Genomic DNA, 15,606 nt, shown 5'->3' with positions numbered 1-15,606 from the left:
TCCCTCCCCCGCTTCGCGGGCGAGGGAGCGTGATCCCCTCCCTCGCCGAAGGCGGGGGAGGGTTAGGGAGGGGGCCCGAACGCCTTCCACTCTCCGGAGCACTCCATGAGCAGCCTCTCCACGTCCGGCAGCCGCGGCTACACGGTCTTCGGCCTGTCCGTCGCCGCGCTGGTGGTGGTCCTCGACCAGCTCACCAAATGGTGGATCCTCGACGTGGTCATGCAGCCCTATCCACGGGTCATCGAGGTCACGCCGTTCTTCAATCTCGTGCTGGCCTGGAACACCGGGGTCAGCTTCGGCACCTTCGGCAGCTCCCACGCCTGGATGCCCTACGTGCTGGCCGCGGTGGCCTTCGCCATCGTGGTGGCGCTGCTGCTCTGGCTGCGCCAGGCCGACCGGCGCTACCTCGCGCTGGCGCTGGGCATGGTCATCGGCGGTGCCATCGGCAATGTGATCGACCGCTTCCTCTACGGGGCCGTCGCCGATTTCCTCGATTTCCACATCGGGGGGTGGCATTTCTGGGCCTTCAACGTGGCGGACAGCGGAATCAGCGTCGGCGTGGCGCTTCTCGTGCTGGATGGGCTGTTCGCGGGCCGCGAAAAGTCGTAATAGTTCACGCGACGGAGCCGCTATAAGGGACGCGGCCCGACGACAAGCGGCCTGACGACTAGACGACGGGACTCGAACGTGACCATGCTTTCCTTCGCCTCCTCCATCGCGCGGCGCTCCACCCGTTCCCTGGGGCGGGGCCCGCTGCTGGGCTTGGCGCTCGTCGCGCTGGCGCTCACCGGATGCACCGACGTCCGCCGCTCCATCGGTCTCGACCGCACGAGCCCGGACGAGTTCACGGTCGTGTCCCGCGCGCCGCTGACCATGCCGCCGAGCCTGACCCGCCTGCCGGAGCCGCGCCCCGGCGCGGCGCGGCCGCAGGACGCCACGTCGGCCGCGGTGGCCGCCGCCTCGGTCTTCGGCGGCTCCTCGCGCGCCACCGCCACGGGCGGCCGGACGGCGACCGCCGGCACCGCCGGCGAGTCGGCCCTGATCGCCCAGGCCGGCGCCAAGGGCGGCATCGAGCCGGGCATCCGCAACAAGGTCGACCAGGAGACGACCCAGCTCGTCGTCGCCGACAAGAGCTGGATCGACTCCCTGCTGTTCTGGCAGACGCAGGAGCAGCCCTACGAGATCGTCGACCCGAAGAAGGAGAACCAGCGCCTGCGCGAGGCCCAGGCCACCGGCAAGGCGCTGAACGACGGCACCGTCCCGACCATCGAGCGCAAGCGCCGGGCGCCGCTGGAAGGGCTGTTCTAAGCCGCCTCCAGGGCTCCATTCAGGACCCCAATTCCAGGGCATTGTTCCGGGCGGCTCGCCGCACCAGTATCTAGGGGGCGTTCCCGGACGGGGACGCCCTTTTTGCATTCACCGTTCCCTCCGCTGCCAACGAGAGGCCCATGCTCCCCAACGGCCCCACCGCTCCCCCACCCTGGAAACGGCCCTGGCGCCGGCTCGCCGCTGCGGGCGTCCTGGCCTTCGCCCTGGCCGGCGCCATGCCCGCGGCCATGCCCGCCGCCGCCGCCCCGGCAGCCACGCCCTCCGGCGCCACGCCCTCCGGCGCCGCCGCGAAGGGCGTCTTCTTCCCGGAGACCTTCACCCTGTCCAACGGCATGCAGGTCGTGCTGGTGACCAACCAGCGCGTGCCGGTGGTCACCCACATGGTCTGGTACAAGGTGGGCGCGGCGGACGAGCCGCGCGGCGTGTCGGGCATCGCCCATTTCCTGGAACATCTGATGTTCAAGGGGACGGAGGAGGTTCCGCCCGGCGCCTTCTCCCGCATCGTCGCCAAGAACGGCGGGCGCGACAACGCCTTCACCTCCTGGGACTACACGGCCTATTTCCAGAATGTGGCGCGCGACCGGCTGGAGCTGGTGATGAAGATGGAGGCCGACCGCATGTCGAACCTCCGCCTCACCGATCAGGTCGTCTATCCGGAGCGGGACGTCATCATCGAGGAGCGCCGCCAGCGCATCGAGAACGAACCCGCCGACCGCATCGGCGAGCAGGTCAACGCCACCCTCTACGTCCATCACCCCTACGGCACCCCGATCATCGGCTGGCCGCAGGAGATGGCCGCCCTGACGCGGGAGGAGGCGGAGTCCTTCTACAAGAGCTGGTACGCGCCCAACAACGCGGTGCTGGTGGTGTCCGGGGACGTGACGGCCGAGGAGCTGAAGCCGCTCGCCGAGAAATATTACGGCGGCATTCCCGCCCGCCCGGTGCCCGAGCGCGTCCGCGTTCAGGAGCCGCCGATCAGCGCCGCCCGCCGGGTCATCCTGCGCGACGACGAGGTGCGCCAGCCGTCGATCCGGCGCCACTGGCTCGCCCCGTCCTACCGCACCGACAAGGAGGGGTATGCCTACCCGCTCCAGGTGCTGTCGGAGATCATGAGCGGGGGCCCGACCTCCCGCCTCTACCGCAGCCTCGTCGTGGACCAGCGCATCGCCACCTCGGCCTGGCTGGGCTACAGCCCGTCGGCCTGGGACAGGACCTCGCTGGCGGCGGGCGCCTCTCCGGCCCCCGGCGTGACCATGGAGAAGCTGGAAGCGGCGCTGGAGGCCGAGATCCGGAAGGTCGTGGAGAAGGGCGTGACGGAGGAGGAAGTCGCCACCGCCAAGAAGCGCATGCTGGCCGAAGCCGCCTACGCCCGCGACAGCCTGACCGGCCCGGCCCAGACGCTGGGCGCCGCCATCGCCACCGGCCAGACCATCGACGACGTGGAGAACTGGCCGGTGCGCATCGACGCGGTCACCGCCGATCAGGTCAACGCCGCCGCCCGCGCCGTTCTGGGCCAGACCAACCACGTCACCGGCCTGCTGCTGCCGCTCCAGGACAAGGGAAGCTGAGATGATCGCCATCCCCAAGCGCGTCTTCGGCGCCTGCCTTTTCCTTTTCGTCTTCGCCGTCACCGCACCCGCCGCCACATCCGCCTGGGCCATCGAGATCAAGCGGGTGGTCAGCCCGGGCGGGATCGAGGCGTGGCTGGTCGAGGACCACAAGGTTCCCGTCATCGCCCTGGAATGGGCCTTCGAGGGGGCCGGCGCGTCCGACCCCAAGGGCAAGGAGGGGCTCGCCAACCTCGCCGCCCGCACGCTCGACGAGGGTGCCGGCCCCTATGACAGCCAGGCCTTCGCGGCGCGGCTCCAGGACAACGCCATCGCGCTGGGCTACGACGCCGGGCGCGACGCCTTCGGCGGCAGCCTGCGCACGCTGAGCGACCGCCGCGACGAGGCGTTTGAGCTTGCCCGCCTGTCGCTGGCCGAGCCGCGCTTCGACGCGGAGGCGGTGGAGCGCATGCGCGCCGCGATCCTGTCCAGCCTGCGCCGCGATCAGGCCGATCCCAACTACGTGGCGCGGCGGCTGTTCTATTCGACCGCCTTTGCCGGCCACCCTTACGGCGAGGAGATCCGCGGCACGCTGGAATCGCTGCCGGCCATCACGCCGGACGATCTGCGCGGCTTCGTGAAAGGCAACTTCGGACGCGACCGGCTGGTCGTGGCCGCCGCGGGCGACATCACGCCGGAGGATCTGGGCCGCGCGCTCGACCATGTGTTCGGCGCCCTGCCGGCCACCGCCTCCAACTCCGCCACCATCCCCGACGTCGAGCCGAAGGGGCTGGGGGAAACGCTGGTCGCCACCCGCCCGACCGCGCAGACCGTCATGCTGATGGGCCAGCCGGGGCTGAAGCGCTCCGACCCCGACTGGTACGCGGCGACCGTGATGAACTACGTGCTGGGCGGCGGCGGCTTCGGTTCCCGCCTGATGGAGGAGGTGCGGGAAAAGCGCGGCCTCAGCTACGGCGTCTACAGCTACCTGATCCCGATGGACCATTCGGCGCTGGTGATGGCCGGCGGCAACACGGTGAACGCCAAGGCCGGTCAGGCGCTGGACATCATGCGCCAGGAATGGAAGCGCATGGCCGAGCAGGGCGTGACGGACGAGGAGCTGGCCGACGCCAAAACCTACCTCACCGGCAGCTTCCCGCTGCAACTCGGCAGCACGCAGGCCATCGCGGGCATCCTGCTTCAGGTCAAGCGCGACAAGCTGGGCATCGACTATCTCGACCGCCGCGACGCCTTCATCAACGGCGTCACCCAGGCCGACGTGCAGCGCGTGGCCAAGCGGCTGCTCGACCCCAACCGCCTGCTGACCGTGCTGGTCGGCCGTCCGGAAGGCGTGACCGCGACGCGGACGATCGACGGGGGAAGCTGAGGAACGTCGTAGCGGTGCCCCTCCCGACCTCTCCCCGCTTCGCAGGGGAAGGAGGAAAGCCCTCCCCTGCAAGAGCGCGGGAGGGTTGGGTGGGGCCCCGCCGCGACCTCGCCGCTCACGCCAAGTCCGGCTGGCTCCCCGGAAAGCGTGGATCGCCGGGGTCGATGGGGCGGCCCGGCACCTTGCCGGGGATGATCCCCACCTGATCGGGCCGCTCGTCCTCGCGGCGCTCCTCCTTGGCCGGAACCGGCGGATTCCGTTCGGGTTTGTTCGGATCGCTCATGGTCACCTCCTGTCCCGAAAAGAACACAGGGGAGCGGTTGCCGGTTTCATCCACCGCCCCGCATAGTCCGCTCAACCTAGACCTTTGTGCACGTTGGATGCGCCGCTTTGGCGCGTACCCGGCGCGCACCGATCGGTGCTAGGCTCCGCGCACGCGAGAAGGAGGCAAAATCCCAATGTCAGCGCTCACCCGTTCGCCCGCCTGGGAAGCCCTGGCCCGTCACCGCCAGGACGTTTCGGCCCTCCACATGCGCGACCTGTTCGCCGCCGACGCCGACCGCTTCAACCGCTTCTCCCTGGAAGCCTGCGGCCTGCTGTTCGATTATTCGAAGAATCGCATCACGGAGGAGACCCGGACGCTTCTGCTCGACCTTGCCCGCCAGCAGGACGTGGAAGGCTGGCGCGACCGCATGTTCGCCGGGGAGAGGATCAACATCACCGAGGACCGCGCCGTCCTGCACACCGCCCTGCGCAACCGCTCCAACCGCCCGGTGCCGGTGGACGGCCAGGACGTGATGCCGGAGGTGAACGCCGTCCTGCACCGGATGGAGCGCTTCGTCCGGCAGGTCCGCGATGGCGCCTGGACCGGCTACACCGGCCACCCGATCACCGACATCGTCAACATCGGCATCGGCGGGTCCGACCTCGGCCCGGTGATGGTGACCGAGGCGCTGACTCCCTACCTGCACCCGCAGATCGGCGTGCATTTCGTCTCCAACGTCGACGGCACCCACATCAGCGAGACGCTGGAATGGCTGGACCCGGAGACGACGCTGTTCGTCATCGCGTCCAAGACCTTCACCACCCAGGAGACGCTGACCAACGCCCACACCGCGCGGCGCTGGTTCCTGGAGAGCGCCGGCGACCCCGCCCATGTCGCCAAGCATTTCGTCGCCGTCTCCACCAACGAGGCGGAGGTGCGCAAGTTCGGCATCGACCCGGCCAACATGTTCGGCTTCTGGGACTGGGTCGGCGGGCGCTATTCGCTGTGGTCGGCGATCGGGCTGTCCATCGCGCTCGGCATCGGCATGGACCGCTTCACCGAGCTGCTGGCCGGCGCCCACGACATGGACGAGCATTTCCGCACCGCGCCGCTGGAGCGCAACATGCCGGTGCTGATGGCGATGCTGGGCGTCTGGTACGTGAATTTCTGGGGCGCCAAATCCCACGCCGTGCTGCCCTACGACCAGTACATGCACCGCTTCCCCGCCTATCTCCAGCAGTTGGACATGGAGAGCAACGGCAAGTCGGTGGACCGGCAGGGCGCGCGGGTGGACTACGCCACCGGCCCGGTGGTCTTCGGCGAGCCGGGCACCAACGGCCAGCATGCCTTCTATCAGCTCATCCACCAGGGGACGGAGCTGGTCCCCGCCGACTTCCTGGCCCCGGCGGAGACCCACAACCCCATTGGCGACCACCACCGCATCCTGCTGTCGAACTTCTTCGCCCAGCCGGAAGCCCTGATGCGCGGCAAGACCGCCGACGAGGTGCGCGCCGAGATGGCCAAGTCCGGCAAGCCGGCCGAGGCCGTCGAGCCGCTGGTCCCCCACCGCGTGTTCGAGGGCAACAAGCCGTCCAACAGCATCCTGTTCAAGAAGCTCGATCCGCGCACGCTGGGCGCCCTGATCGCTCTGTACGAGCACAAGGTGTTCGTCCAAGGCATCGTGTGGAACATCAACAGCTTCGACCAGTGGGGCGTGGAGCTGGGCAAGCAGTTGGCCGGCAAGATCCTGCCCGAACTCCAGAACGGCCCGACCGCCGCGCTGGGGCACGACAGCTCGACCAACGGTCTGATCGGCTGGTACCGCAAGCACCGCTGATCCTCCGCTCCCCCGTCGCCCGGAAACCCTCCTGTCCAACCTGACCTCACCCCAGCGGGATGAGGTCAGGTTGGATGGACATTGCGGCGTCCATGCGGGCGCCGCGCCCTCCGCTCCGCCAATTTGGTGCAATCGCTTGTAGCGCCAGCAATCCCCCACCGCCACGCTTCCCCGGACCGCTTCGGAAGCCCCTGCGCGCGTGGAGACGCTGATGCCCATCCTGAAATTCATTGAGGTCAACGCCGCCAAGGCCATCCTGGCGGAAGCCAAGCCGAAGAACATCACCTTCGGCAACGGCAAGCTGAACATCGGGATCGGCGTCGAGTTCGATAAGGAGTTCATCGAGAAACTCCAGGACGATCCGCTGTCCTGGCAGAAGCTCCAGGACGCCGCCTCCTCGGCCTACAAGGACTTCATCGCCGAGGCGGTCGCCGAAGTCGTCAAGACGGACAAGGTGATCGGCCGTCTGGTCGGCGATCCCACCATGCAGAAGGCCGCGGCGGACGTCTGCTACGCCGGTCTCAAGATGAAGGCGTCCAACCTGACCAAGGAGGTGGACGCCAACGTCAAGAAGGCGTGGGCGCAGATTATCAAGACCAACAAGGACTACAGCAAGTACAAGTGGCGGGCCGCCGTCCATGTCGGCCTCCAGATCGGCGGCGTGGCGATCTCCGCCGCCGGGATCGGCGGGGCCGTGGCGACCGGCGGGGTGTCCGCGGTCATCGGCATCTACGGCATGGTCAAGAGCTGCCTCGGGCTGTTCAAGGACCTCGTCAAGCTCTGGCTGTCCGCCGAGAAGTTCCGCACGGCGATCAACGGGCAGGTCACCAAGCTCGTCAAGGCCTACAACGCGAAGAAGTCGGTGGCCCGCAACAGCTCCGACTCCGCGAAGGAGGTCATCAACGCGGTCTTCGGCACCGAACTCGGCACAATCGGGAAGTGCCGCGGCGACATCAAGCAGTATTTGAGCAAGCTCGACGGCGTGGACGTGAAGTCCCACGAAATATCGCGGGAACTCGGCAAGGTGATGTCCAAGCTCGACCGGGCCATGAAGGACATGAAGACCGTCGCCAAGAACAACAAGACGCTGGCCGCGGCACTGCCCAAGCTGGAGGAGCAGATCAACGACCTGATCGTCAAGATCGTCGCCAAGCAGGAGATGATCAACGAAGGCCGCGAATGGGCGACCCGGATGGACGATGCGCTGGAGCTGCTGGAGAAGGGCAAGCCGGGCTGGCTGAAGGTCTTCGACAAGTCCCTCGTCCTGCTCGACCTCGGCCTCTCCTTCACCGATCTGTCCGCCCAAGCCGACAAGATCGTGGAGATCGCCTGGGGCGCCGCCCAAGCCGCGGAGGAGCTGTACGACGACATCAGCGAGGCGGTCGCCTGACGCCGCCCTGACCGAGGCGCCGGCCGACACCCCGCAGGAAGCCCTTGTGCGGCGCGGCGATCCGGCGTAGGGTTCAGGTCATGAACCCCGTGCGCCTCACCTCTCCCGCCCTCCTGGGGCGATTTTGGTACCGCTGGTACATACCGGCGGCCTAGGTATCGCACACCCACGATGCACCCAAAGCCGCCCGACCAGAGGCGGCTTTTGTGTTTTCAGCACGCGGTGCACGCAAAATCCTCCTGACGGTCACGGCGGCCTCCCTTACCAACCGGAGGTCCCATCATGTCCGATTTCGATTTCGACGTCGTCACCGGCCCGTCCCGCGCCAGCTGCCCCGCCACCCCCGGCGAGCCGGAAACGCAGGAGGACGGCCACCCCGCCGACAAGACCGGCCCGGCGTGACCGCCCCCGGCCCTTCCCGTTTCGCCCTTCCCGTTTCGCCATGGCGGCACGGGACGGCGGAGCGGTCCGAGGACAAGGCCCGCCTCCGCCCACGGCAATGTGACCGCCGCTGTCGGGGCGAAGCCGAGCTGCCCCCCAGCCCGTTCTCCAGGGAGCGGGAATGGACCGGGCACCCGTCGCCCGGCCAAGCCGTTCCGTCGCATGGACAACCGAAACCGCAGGCGACATCATCGATCACCACCTCGGGATGCAGCCCAGGCCGTGCCATCGAAAGCGGGGAAAAGCGCGCATGTCCGTCACCGACATTACCGGCGGAACGCCCGCCACCTTCGGCGTGGGCGCCAGGCCCACCCCGGCCAGGGGATCCGACGCTTCCGCTTCGGCGGGCGCCGCGCCCGCGATCAGCCGCAACGGCACGGTGGACACGGTCAGCCTGTCGCCCGACGCGCTCCGGGCCATGAAGACCGGCGTCATCGCCTTCGCCGCGCCCAAGGCCGACGACACGGCGGCCAAGGACCCGGTGGCGGCGGGCATGGACGCCGTGATGGCCCGCCGCGACCACGAACTCAAGCGGGCCGATTACATGCGGCAGGCGATGGGCATGCTGCGGCAGGCGCTCAACCTTCCCGAGGACCAGCCCGTTTTCCTGGGCGGTGCGGCCAACAGCCTGCTCGACCGGCTGGCCGCGAAGAACGGCCTCAGCAAGCCCGAGATGCCGGACGCGCTGCGCGCCGCTGGGGGACAGGACCCATCCGAGGAGAGCGCCAACGAGGAAGCCGGCGTGATCGGCATCGGCATGCCCAACAGCGGCAGGGAGTTGCAGGTCGTCTTCGACCGGCTCGGCGTCGACGCCTTGTCCGGCGGGAAGGACGGGTCGTTGCGCATGATCGCGCTGACGGAGGGGAACGACCGCAGCGGCCCGCTGCTCGGCGCCATCAAGGGGGGAGCGCTGGGACGCCTCACCGACACCCGGCCAGGCCAGGGCGCCCGCCTGTGGGCGGTCACCGACGGGGACCAGGGTCCGAACGCGCGCGTCCTCGCCTCGGTCCGTTCGGTCGGCATGGACGACATCGCCACCGATCTGGCCGCCGGCCTGCTGAAAGGACTGAAGGGCCTTTCGGCCTGAGCCTGACGGCGCCGGGCCGGCCCGCCGCTCACGCCCCGCTCATGGTGGCATTCCCGGCGTAAGCCTACTATATTTGGCGCATGCCGATCCGTATGCTGCCCGACACGCTCGTCAACCGAATCGCCGCCGGTGAAGTGATCGAGCGGCCCGCCGCCGCCGTCAAGGAACTGGTGGAGAACGCCATCGACGCCGGGGCCACCCGCATCGACGTCGTGGTGCGCGACGGCGGCAAATCGCTCATCACCATCACCGACGACGGCTGCGGCATGGGGCCGGACGAGCTGGCCCTCGCCGTCGAGCGGCACGCCACCTCCAAGCTGCCGTCCGACGACCTTCTGGACATCCGCTCGCTGGGCTTCCGCGGAGAGGCTCTGCCCTCCATCGGGGCGGTCAGCCGCCTGACCCTGACCAGCCGCCCGCGCGGCGCCGACAGCGCCTGGGCGCTGACCGTGGACGCCGGCCTGAAGGGATCGCCGCAGCCCGCCGCGCTCGCCCAGGGCACCCGCGTGGAGGTGCGCGACCTGTTCGCCGCCGTGCCGGCCCGCCTGAAGTTCCTCAAGGCCGCGCGCACCGAGTTCGACCACATCGGCGACTGCATCGAACGGCTGGCCATGGCCCACCCCGGCGTGGCCTTCACGCTGGACGGCGACAACCGCTCCCCGCTGCGTTTGTCGGCGGCGCAGGGCGACCTGCTCGACGCCCGGCTGACCCGGCTGGGCGCGCTGATGGGCCGCGATTTCCAGGACAACGCGGTGCCGGTGCAGGCGGCGCGCGAGGGGGTGACGCTCGCCGGCTGGATCGGCCTGCCAACCCTGCACCGCCCCACGGCCCGGCACCAGCATCTGTTCGTCAACGGCCGCCCGGTGCGGGACAAGCTGATGGTCGGCGCGGTGCGGGCGGCCTACGCCGATTTCCTGCCGCGCGACCGCCACCCCATGCTCGCGCTGTTCCTCGACCTCGACCCGCAGGAGGTGGACGTGAACGTCCACCCCGCCAAGGCGGAGGTGCGGTTCCGCGACCAGGGCCTGGTGCGCGGGCTGATCGTCGGCGCGCTCAAGCACGCGCTGGCCGAGGCCGGGCACCGCGCCTCGACCACCGTGGGGCTGGCGACACTGGGCGCGCTGCGCCCGGAGAACAGCGCGATGGACGCGGACGGAGCCATCCCGCCGCCCTCCCCCCTGCCCTACCGCAGCCCGGGGCACCAGACGGCGCAGTCCTGGGGCGGCAGCTACGGCTCCGTCGTGCCGCGGGGGCTGGCCGACCGGGCGACCGCCTTTCAGGCGCCCCACCAAGCGCCGCTTCCCCCGTTGCAGGGCCGCCTCGCCGGCTGGCAGGCCGCGCCCGCCGCTCGCCCGCCGGACTACGCGGCGCAGGCGGCGGCCGCTCCGCCGCTGGACAGCCACCCGCTGGGTGCGGCCCGCGCCCAGGTCCACAACACCTACATCGTCGCCCAGACCCGCGAGGGCATCGTCATCGTCGACCAGCACGCCGCCCATGAGCGGCTGGTCTATGAACGCATGAAGACCGCTCTCTTGGAAGGCGGCGTGAAGCGGCAGGCCCTGCTGATCCCGGAGCTGGTGGAATTGGACGAACCGTCGGCCAACCGCCTGCTCGGCCGCGCCGCGGAGCTGGCGGAGCTGGGCCTTGCGGTGGAGGGCTTCGGTCCCGGCTGCGTCCTGGTGCGCGAGGTTCCGGCGCTGCTGGGCCAGAGTGACGTCAAGAGCCTCGTCCGCGACCTCGCCGAGGAGCTGGCGGAGCTGGGCGACGCTCTGTCGCTGAGGGAGCGGCTGGAGCAGGTGTGCGGCACCATGGCCTGTCACGGCTCCGTCCGCGCCGGGCGCAGCCTGAGCGTGGACGAGATGAACGCCCTGCTGCGCCAGATGGAGGCCACCCCCCACAGCGGCCAATGCAACCACGGCCGCCCCACCTATGTGGAGCTGAAGCTGTCGGACATCGAACGGCTGTTCGGGCGCCGGTGAGGCGTCTTTGACCGGGGCGCCCTCTATCTCATCAGCATCGCCGCCGGTCGAACAAAGCTCTTGCGGCCGCGCTTGAACCCCATGAGGGGCGCGGCGATGCCGCCGAAGGCGTCGACCTCGTCATCGGCGTCGAGAACGATCATGTCCGCCCGTCCGCCGACCGCGATGCCATAGTCGGCAATCCGCATCAGCCGGGCGGCCCCGGTCGAGATCATGTCGAGGCAGCCGCCAAAGCGTTCGGGCCCCAGATGCATGAGGTTCGCATAAAGATTGCCCATCCGGATCAGCGAGCCGTCGCCGAAGGGCGTGAAGGGATTCAGGACGTTGTTGGTCGCGACCGAGACGGTCACGCCGCCGTCCGCCAGCCGATGGACCGGCGCCACCCCGCGCGGGGCCCGATGGTTGACGTCGCGCCCGTTGAGATAGAGATCCGTCGCGGGCAAGGCCGTCACGCCCACGCCGGCATCGGCGAGGAGCGCGATCATCCGCTCAAGAGCGGCCTCGTCGATGGCCGCGAGCTTGGTGGCGTGGCCGACGGCGACCCGCCCCTGCCAGCCCGCCGCCACCGTCCGCCGGCAAATCTCCTCGAGATGGGACCAGCTGGGGTCGAGGTCGAAATCCAGATGGAAATCGAGATCGACGTCGTGCGCCACCGCCAGGGCGAAGATCCTCTCCATCTGCAGGGACGGATCGGCATCGGTGTAGGGGCAGCCGCCCAGGAGATCGGCCCCCTCCGCCAGCGCCTGGGCCAGCAACCCCTCGACCGCCGGATCGTGGGTCATCCCCTCCTGCGGGAAGACGCAGATCGACAGGTCGATGGCGAAGGCATAATCCCGCCGGAGCCGCTTCATGGCCTCGAAACTGCGCAGGCCGACCAGCGGATCGAGTTCCACATGGGCCCGCATGAACATGGTGCCCTGCGTGATCGCGCGCTCCAGGGTGCGGGCTCCGCGCTCGTAGACGTCCTCGGTCGTGAAATCCCTCTTCAGGCGGGACACCGCGGCGATCGCGCCCTTGAGGCCGCCGCCGGCGTCGCGGCACCGGCAGAGCAGGCAGGATTTGTCGAGATGAATGTGCGTGTCGACCAGCCCCGGCAGGACGACACGCCCGCCGGCGTCCTCCTCGAGGGCGGCGGTGCCGGCGAGGCCGGGGCCGATGGCGGCGATCCGTCCCTGACGGACCGCGATGTCCTGCGGGCCCCGCCCGCCGCTCAGGCGGGCGTTGCGCAGGAGAAGATCGAAATTCGGGTTCTGCGGCATCTCACATCCGGCGTATCGTTTGCATGGAAAAATCGTATGCACTTTTGATACCAATGTGGCGACACTTACGGAGGTCCGAATGAATGAGATGACCGAACGCGATCTGCAGGCCGTGAAGGACTACCTGGACGCCTCCATGGCGCCCGATCCCGTGCGCGCGGCAAAACATGTGGCGCCCGGCTTCGTCTGCCGCTTCACCGGGAATCGCGTTTTCGACACGCCGAGCGGGCCGACCGGCTTCAACGCCGCCCGCTACAAGTGGGTGAAGAAGCGGATCGAGCGCTACGACGTGGTGCCGGGCGAGACGGAAACCATCGTTTACAGCCTCGGCTGCCTGTACGGCGCCTGGCCGGACGGCACGCCCTTCGACAACAACCGCTACGTCGACCGCTTCGTGGTTCGGGACGGGCTGATCGTCGAAACCGACGTCTGGAACGACAGCGCCGAATGGATCCTCGACCCCTCCTGCGCCCGCTGACCTGAATGCGCCTCGGACATCCCGGCGCCCCTACTCCGTGTAGGGCGCCAGGATGTCCATGAGGTCGCGGCTCCTGGTGCCCGAGCTTTGCAGAAGCGCGCGCGAGGCCACGGCCTCCAAATGCTCGTCCATCAGGGCGCAGGCCTTGTCGGCGGGGCCGGTCCGGATCGCCTCGATCAGTTCCAGATGCTCATTGACCGCGCATTCGGACGAATGGGGCCGGCTGAAGACGGCCAGCGACAGCCCCGCGCGGTAGCAGATCTCCGTCACATAGCGGATCAGAACGGGCTTGCCGGTCATCTCCGCCAGCCGGACATGGAATTCCGTCGCCAGGCGGATCGAAATCCCCTCGGCGCCGTGCCGCGCCTGATGTTCGGCGTCGACGATGGCCGTCAGCTGTTTCACCTGGGCCTCGGTCAGCTTGCCGGCCAGATGCCGGACGACCTGACGCTCGAGATCGACCCGGATGTCGAAGATGTCCCGCGCGTCCTCGAAGGACGGCACGGCGACCACGGCGATGCGGTTCCGGCGCAGATCGACGAGGCCCTCCGCCGCCAGCTGCCCGAGCGCGCTGCGGGCGATGGTCCGGCTGACGCCGAAGCGTTCGCCCAGCGAGTCCTCCGGCAAGCGGTCTCCCGGCAAAAGCGCCCGTTCGATGATCGCCCGCCGCAAGGCCGTGCAGATCACCGCGACACGGTCGCCACCGGCTTTCCTCGAACGCTTTTCCTCGGCCATCACCGCCCTCTCCAATCCCGCTCTGCATAAGCGAGGTCGGGCGCGAATTCAACTCGCCAAGTGCCGCATTTGGATGCAACAGCCTCAGCACCCTGCACAAATGCGGTGCATGCAGCGATTGTACACACTTTTCCTCGCCAAACACCCGTCATTCCGGACGCGGGGCCCGGCGCACCCCGGAGACTGGCGCACCAGTTGCATACAGTTCGTCAGTCCGTCACGAGGTGCGCCGCATGTCCCCATCCCAAGCCATCCAGCAAGGCCGTTCGTCCATCGCCGTCGAGCTTTCCCAGGCCGCCGTCTCGTTCGGCACGCCGGGCAAGTCGGTCGCCGCCCTGCAGGAGACGAACCTTCGGATCGCCGCAGGCGAATTCGTCGCCCTGGTCGGTCCTTCGGGCTGCGGGAAGTCCACGATCCTGCGGCTGACGGCCGGCTTGCTGCAGCCCACCCGGGGCGCCGTCCTCGTCGGCGGGCGCGAGGTGGGGGCCAAGGCCCTGCGCATCGGCATGGCCTTCCAGAATCCGACCATGCTGCCCTGGCTGACCATCGAGCGGAACGTCATGCTGCCGCTGAAGATCGTGCGGCCCTTCCGCTCCGACTACCGCGCCAAGCGCAAGACGGAGTATCGCGACCGGGTGCACGCGCTGCTGGCCGACGTCGGGCTCGACAAATTCGCCGGCCATTATCCCTGGCAGCTGTCGGGCGGGATGCTGCAGCGCGCGAACCTCTGCCGCGCCCTCGTCCATGAACCGAGCCTGCTTCTGCTCGACGAGCCGTTCGGCGCCCTCGACCAGTTCACCCGCGAGGAGCTGTGGGGGACGATGCAGTCCCTGTGGCTGAAGCGCAAGCCGACGGTCCTGCTCATCACCCACGACCTGAAGGAGGCGGGCTTCCTCGCCTCGCGCGTCTGCGTGATGAGCGCCCGCCCCGGCCGCATCATCGACGACAGCGCCGTCGACTTCCCCCGCCCGCGCACGATCCAGATGACCTTCGACGCCGATTTCGTCGCCCTCAACCAGCGCCTGCGCGACCTCATCATCGACGCGCGCACCGACACCGCCATCCGCGGAGCCTGAGCCATGAGCTACGAACTGCGCCGTCGCCTCTGGGCCGTCCTCCTCATCCTCGGCTTCTTCGCGGCCTGGGAATTCCTCTGCCTCGCCCTCCAGGTCTCCGATCTGGTCCTTCCCCGCCCAAGCCAGGTCTTCGCGACGCTGGTCGACCGCCTCGGCATCCTCTGGCCGCATGTTCTGCAGACCCTCTGGACCACGATGATCGGCTTCATCCTGGGGGTCACCGTCGGGGTGATCATCGGGGCGGCCATCGGCGTCTCCCGCACCGCCTACGACACGGTCTATCCCCTGCTGATCGGCTTCTCCTCGATCCCCAAGGTCGCGGTGGTGCCGATCTTCGTGCTGTGGTTCGGATCGGGGGCGACGCCGGCCATCCTCACCGCGCTCGCCATGTGCTTCTTCCCGATCGTCGTCAACATCGCGACCGGCCTCGCCACCACCGAGCCGGAGCTGGAGGACGTCCTGAAGTCGCTCGGCGCCAGCAAGCTCGACATCCTCTGGAACGTCGGGCTGCCCCGCACCATGCCCTTCTTCTTCGCCTCGCTGAAGATCGCCGTCACCTTCGCCTTCGTCGGCAGCGTGCTGTCCGAAACCGTCGCCTCCAACAAGGGCATCGGCAACGTGATGATGACGGCCTCCTCGAACTTCGACGTGCCGCTGGTCTTCGCCGGCCTCTTCCTGCTCGCCGCCCTCGGCATCCTGCTCTACGTCGCCTTCTCGCTCGTCGAGGCGCGCGTCACCGGCTGGGCCACCCGCCGCCAGGGCTTTGCCTCCGCCTGACCCTTCATCCCGAAACGGA

14 protein-coding genes are annotated in these 15,606 nt (G+C 69.0%); 11 read left to right on the top strand and 3 right to left on the bottom strand.

The annotated features are described in order from the left end of the window. Positions 1-105: 105 nt before the first annotated feature. From lspA to ABVN73_RS02355, 4 genes are all read left to right on the top strand, one after another. The gene (gene lspA, locus ABVN73_RS02370; RefSeq protein ID WP_014239673.1) at positions 106-609 is read left to right on the top strand and encodes a signal peptidase II; all 504 of its coding nucleotides are present in this window, start codon (positions 106-108) and stop codon (positions 607-609) included. 84 nt (positions 610-693) lie between these two features. Beyond that, positions 694-1,308, top strand: a complete 615-nt coding sequence (locus ABVN73_RS02365) for a DUF3035 domain-containing protein (protein ID WP_353859449.1) — start codon at positions 694-696, stop codon at positions 1,306-1,308. A 140-nt stretch (positions 1,309-1,448) separates the two neighbouring features. Beyond that, complete coding sequence (locus ABVN73_RS02360; RefSeq protein WP_353858766.1) at positions 1,449-2,897, top strand: pitrilysin family protein; 1,449 nt, start codon at positions 1,449-1,451, stop codon at positions 2,895-2,897. A gap of 1 nt (position 2,898) precedes the next feature. Further along, the gene (locus ABVN73_RS02355; protein ID WP_353858765.1) at positions 2,899-4,263 is read left to right on the top strand and encodes a pitrilysin family protein; all 1,365 of its coding nucleotides are present in this window, start codon (positions 2,899-2,901) and stop codon (positions 4,261-4,263) included. Between the two features lie 115 nt (positions 4,264-4,378). On the opposite strand, the gene ABVN73_RS02350 is transcribed toward ABVN73_RS02355, so the two are convergent. Further along, positions 4,379-4,546, bottom strand: a complete 168-nt coding sequence (locus ABVN73_RS02350; protein WP_353858764.1) for a hypothetical protein — start codon at positions 4,544-4,546, stop codon at positions 4,379-4,381. A gap of 175 nt (positions 4,547-4,721) precedes the next feature. On the opposite strand from ABVN73_RS02350, the gene pgi reads away from it, so the two are divergent. The 4 genes from pgi (at position 4,722) to mutL (ending at position 11,262) form a co-directional block, all read left to right on the top strand. Then, positions 4,722-6,365 (top strand): glucose-6-phosphate isomerase, encoded by a 1,644-nt coding sequence (gene pgi / locus ABVN73_RS02345; protein ID WP_353858763.1) that lies wholly within the window; start codon positions 4,722-4,724, stop codon positions 6,363-6,365. Between the two features lie 211 nt (positions 6,366-6,576). Next, positions 6,577-7,755 (top strand): hypothetical protein, encoded by a 1,179-nt coding sequence (locus ABVN73_RS02340; RefSeq protein ID WP_353858762.1) that lies wholly within the window; start codon positions 6,577-6,579, stop codon positions 7,753-7,755. Positions 7,756-8,446: 691 nt separating this feature from the next. Next, positions 8,447-9,283, top strand: a complete 837-nt coding sequence (locus ABVN73_RS02335) for a hypothetical protein (RefSeq protein WP_353858761.1) — start codon at positions 8,447-8,449, stop codon at positions 9,281-9,283. Between the two features lie 80 nt (positions 9,284-9,363). Next, on the top strand, positions 9,364-11,262 hold the full coding sequence (mutL, locus tag ABVN73_RS02330) for a DNA mismatch repair endonuclease MutL (RefSeq protein ID WP_353858760.1): 1,899 nt from the start codon (positions 9,364-9,366) through the stop codon (positions 11,260-11,262). A gap of 23 nt (positions 11,263-11,285) precedes the next feature. On the opposite strand, the gene ABVN73_RS02325 is transcribed toward mutL, so the two are convergent. Continuing rightward, positions 11,286-12,521, bottom strand: a complete 1,236-nt coding sequence (locus ABVN73_RS02325) for an amidohydrolase family protein (protein WP_353858759.1) — start codon at positions 12,519-12,521, stop codon at positions 11,286-11,288. 88 nt (positions 12,522-12,609) lie between these two features. Between ABVN73_RS02325 and ABVN73_RS02320 the strand changes: the two genes are divergently transcribed. Continuing rightward, a complete protein-coding gene (locus tag ABVN73_RS02320; protein WP_353858758.1) occupies positions 12,610-12,999 on the top strand; it encodes a nuclear transport factor 2 family protein in 390 nt (129 codons plus the stop codon). Positions 13,000-13,029: 30 nt separating this feature from the next. Here the strand turns inward: ABVN73_RS02320 and ABVN73_RS02315 are convergent, their stop codons facing one another. Next, on the bottom strand, positions 13,030-13,734 hold the full coding sequence (locus tag ABVN73_RS02315; RefSeq protein ID WP_353858757.1) for a GntR family transcriptional regulator: 705 nt from the start codon (positions 13,732-13,734) through the stop codon (positions 13,030-13,032). Positions 13,735-13,967: 233 nt separating this feature from the next. Here ABVN73_RS02315 and ABVN73_RS02310 point away from each other — a divergent pair, with 233 nt between their 5' ends. Both ABVN73_RS02310 and ABVN73_RS02305 read left to right on the top strand, forming a co-directional pair. Beyond that, positions 13,968-14,810, top strand: a complete 843-nt coding sequence (locus ABVN73_RS02310; protein WP_353858756.1) for an ABC transporter ATP-binding protein — start codon at positions 13,968-13,970, stop codon at positions 14,808-14,810. Between the two features lie 3 nt (positions 14,811-14,813). Beyond that, complete coding sequence (locus ABVN73_RS02305; protein ID WP_353858755.1) at positions 14,814-15,587, top strand: ABC transporter permease; 774 nt, start codon at positions 14,814-14,816, stop codon at positions 15,585-15,587. Positions 15,588-15,606 lie beyond the last annotated feature (19 nt).

Source organism: Azospirillum formosense (assembly GCF_040500525.1).
Taxonomy (GTDB): Bacteria; Pseudomonadota; Alphaproteobacteria; order Azospirillales; family Azospirillaceae; genus Azospirillum; species Azospirillum formosense_A.
Note: the sequence above shows the minus strand (reverse complement) of the source record. Positions and strands in the feature narration are given on the sequence as shown.

What these genes read in the sequence shown, in the direction of transcription:
- ABVN73_RS02335 (WP_353858761.1), top strand. Translation starts at nt 8,447, where the DNA reads ATGTCCGTCACCGACATTACCGGCGGAACGCCCGCCACCTTCGGCGTG.
- pgi (WP_353858763.1), top strand. Translation starts at nt 4,722, where the DNA reads ATGTCAGCGCTCACCCGTTCGCCCGCCTGGGAAGCCCTGGCCCGTCAC.
- ABVN73_RS02310 (WP_353858756.1), top strand. Translation starts at nt 13,968, where the DNA reads ATGTCCCCATCCCAAGCCATCCAGCAAGGCCGTTCGTCCATCGCCGTC.
- ABVN73_RS02305 (WP_353858755.1), top strand. Translation starts at nt 14,814, where the DNA reads ATGAGCTACGAACTGCGCCGTCGCCTCTGGGCCGTCCTCCTCATCCTC.
- ABVN73_RS02325 (WP_353858759.1), bottom strand. Translation starts at nt 12,521, where the DNA reads ATGCCGCAGAACCCGAATTTCGATCTTCTCCTGCGCAACGCCCGCCTG.
- ABVN73_RS02360 (WP_353858766.1), top strand. Translation starts at nt 1,449, where the DNA reads ATGCTCCCCAACGGCCCCACCGCTCCCCCACCCTGGAAACGGCCCTGG.
- ABVN73_RS02350 (WP_353858764.1), bottom strand. Translation starts at nt 4,546, where the DNA reads ATGAGCGATCCGAACAAACCCGAACGGAATCCGCCGGTTCCGGCCAAG.
- ABVN73_RS02355 (WP_353858765.1), top strand. Translation starts at nt 2,899, where the DNA reads ATGATCGCCATCCCCAAGCGCGTCTTCGGCGCCTGCCTTTTCCTTTTC.
- lspA (WP_014239673.1), top strand. Translation starts at nt 106, where the DNA reads ATGAGCAGCCTCTCCACGTCCGGCAGCCGCGGCTACACGGTCTTCGGC.
- ABVN73_RS02320 (WP_353858758.1), top strand. Translation starts at nt 12,610, where the DNA reads ATGACCGAACGCGATCTGCAGGCCGTGAAGGACTACCTGGACGCCTCC.
- ABVN73_RS02315 (WP_353858757.1), bottom strand. Translation starts at nt 13,734, where the DNA reads ATGGCCGAGGAAAAGCGTTCGAGGAAAGCCGGTGGCGACCGTGTCGCG.
- ABVN73_RS02340 (WP_353858762.1), top strand. Translation starts at nt 6,577, where the DNA reads ATGCCCATCCTGAAATTCATTGAGGTCAACGCCGCCAAGGCCATCCTG.
- mutL (WP_353858760.1), top strand. Translation starts at nt 9,364, where the DNA reads ATGCCGATCCGTATGCTGCCCGACACGCTCGTCAACCGAATCGCCGCC.
- ABVN73_RS02365 (WP_353859449.1), top strand. Translation starts at nt 694, where the DNA reads ATGCTTTCCTTCGCCTCCTCCATCGCGCGGCGCTCCACCCGTTCCCTG.